Annotated in this window: 2 protein-coding genes; both read left to right on the top strand. The window is 75.4% G+C overall.

Features of this window, described 5'->3' with window-relative positions; genetic code table 11:
- Window positions 1–177 precede the first annotated feature (177 nt).
- Window positions 178–396, top strand: a complete 219-nt coding sequence (locus ACFUEL_RS38525; RefSeq protein WP_380242699.1) for a heavy-metal-associated domain-containing protein — start codon at window positions 178–180, stop codon at window positions 394–396.
- 69 nt (window positions 397–465) lie between these two features.
- The coding region (locus tag ACFUEL_RS38520) for a heavy metal translocating P-type ATPase (RefSeq protein WP_380242697.1) at window positions 466–2,429 on the top strand (1,964 nt) is incomplete at its 3' end.

Genomic DNA, 2,429 nt, shown 5'->3' with positions numbered 1-2,429 from the left:
GCGCGGTGCCGCCCGCCGCCGCCGTTCCCGGCCCGGCGCGCACTACCCTCGGACCCGGGCCGCGGGCCGCTCGCACCGGAACGCGCCACCCCCTGGACGGAATACCCCCAGGGGGTACTGTGGTTGTTGTCAGCGCACAGCACGCGGCCCAGTACGAACGCGTTCCCGGAGGTCCCCATGTCCAGCACCGTCACCTACACCGTCAGCGGGATGAGCTGCGGCCACTGCGAGAAGGCGATCAACGGCGAGGTCTCCGCGCTGCCCGGCGTCACCGCGGTCGCCGCCGACGCCGCGGCCGGCACCGTCACCGTGACCGCCGAACCCGCCCCCAGCGACGAGCAGATCGCCGCCGCCGTGGACGAGGCCGGCTACGAACTGGTCGGCCGGGCCTCCTGACCCGCCCGCGGGGGCGGCCCGCGCCGCCCCCGCCCACCCCACCCTGCACCGAGCGAAGCGGACCAGCCGATGAGCACCACCACCGACCCCGCGGCCGCCCCGCGCGACCGCGTCGAGCTGTCCATCGGGGGCATGACCTGCGCGTCCTGCGCCGCCCGGATCGAGAAGAAGCTCAACCGGATCGACGGCGTCGAGGCCAGCGTCAACTACGCGACCGAGAAGGCCCGGGTGGAATTCGGCCCCGGCACCAGCGTCGCCGACCTGATCGCCACCGTGGAGCGGACGGGCTACACCGCCGAACTCCCGCCCCCGCCCGCCGCCCCCGAACCGGCGGCCGAGCCGGCGGCGGACCCGACCCGGGAGCCCGACCCCCTGCGCGAGCGGCTGCTGGTCAGCGCCGCGCTCAGCGTCCCCGTCGTGCTGCTCTCGATGGTCCCGGCCCTGCAGTTCGACAACTGGCAGTGGCTGGCGTTCGCCCTCACCGGCCCGGTCGTCGCGTACGGCGGCCTCCCCTTCCACCGGGCCGCCTGGACCAACGCCCGGCACGGCGCCGCCACCATGGACACCCTGGTCTCGCTCGGCACCCTGGCCGCCTTCGGCTGGTCGGTCTGGGCGCTGTTCCTCGGCGACGCGGGCATGACCGGCATGCGGCACTCCTTCACCCTCGCGGTCGGCGGCACCGACGCCTCCTCCGCGCTCTACCTGGAGACCGCGGCCGCCGTCACCACCCTGATCCTGCTCGGCCGCTGGCTGGAGGCCCGCTCCAAGCGCCGGGCCAGCGCCGCCCTGCACGCCCTGCTCGACCTCGGCGCCAAGGACGTCACCGTGCTGCGCGGCGGACGGGAGACCCGGGTGCCGGTGGCGCAACTGGCCGTCGGCGACCGGTTCGTGGTGCGCCCCGGCGAGAAGGTCGCCACCGACGGCACCGTCCTCGAGGGCAGCTCCGCCGTGGACGCCTCGATGCTCACCGGTGAGTCCGCCCCCGTCGAGGTCTCGCCCGGCGACACCGTCACCGGCGCGACCGTCAACGCCGGCGGCCGGCTGGTCGTCGAGGCCACCCGGGTCGGCGCCGACACCCAACTCGCCCGGATGGCCAAGCTCGTCGAGGACGCCCAGAACGGCAAGGCCGCCGCCCAGCGCCTCGCCGACCGGATCTCCGCCGTCTTCGTACCCGTCGTGATCCTGATCGCCCTCGGCACCCTGGTCGGCTGGCTGCTGGCCACCGACAGCCCCACCGAGGCGTTCACCGCGGCCGTGGCGGTGCTGATCATCGCCTGCCCGTGCGCCCTCGGCCTGGCCACCCCCACCGCCCTGCTGGTCGGCACCGGACGCGGCGCCCAGCTCGGCATCCTGATCAAGGGCCCCGAAGTACTGGAGAACACCCGCAAGGCCGACACCGTCGTCCTCGACAAGACCGGCACCGTCACCACCGGCCGGATGACCCTGCTCGCCGTCCACACCACCGACGGCACCACCGAGGACGAAGCCCTGCGGCTGGCCGGCGCGCTGGAACACGCCTCCGAACACCCCATCGCACAGGCCGTCGCCACCGCCGCCCGCGAACGCCTCGGCGACCTGCCCCCCGTCGAGGACTTCCGCAACCGGCCCGGCCTCGGCGTCCAGGGCACCGTCGACGGCCGCACCGTCCTGGCCGGCCGCACCGTCCTGCTCGACACCCCCCTGCCGCCCGCCCTGGCCGCCGCCGGAACCGCCGCCGAACGGGCCGGACGGACCGCGATCGCGGTCGGCTGGGACGGGGCGGCCCGAGCCGTGCTGGAGGTCGCCGACGCGGTCAAGCCCAGCAGCGCGGAGGCGATCACCGAACTGCGCGCCCTGGGCCTGCGCCCCGTCCTGCTCACCGGCGACAACCGGCTGGTGGCACAGGCCGTGGCCGCCGAAGTGGGCATCCCCGCCGAAGACGTCATCGCCGAAGTCCTCCCCGAGGACAAGGTCGCCACCGTCCGACGCCTCCAGACCGAGGGCCGCACCGTCGCCATGGTCGGCGACGGCGTCAACGACGCCGCCGCCCTCGC

Source organism: Kitasatospora sp. NPDC057198, from assembly GCF_042670125.1.
In the GTDB taxonomy this organism is placed as follows: Bacteria; Actinomycetota; Actinomycetes; order Streptomycetales; family Streptomycetaceae; genus Kitasatospora.
Note: the sequence above shows the minus strand (reverse complement) of the source record. Positions and strands in the feature narration are given on the sequence as shown.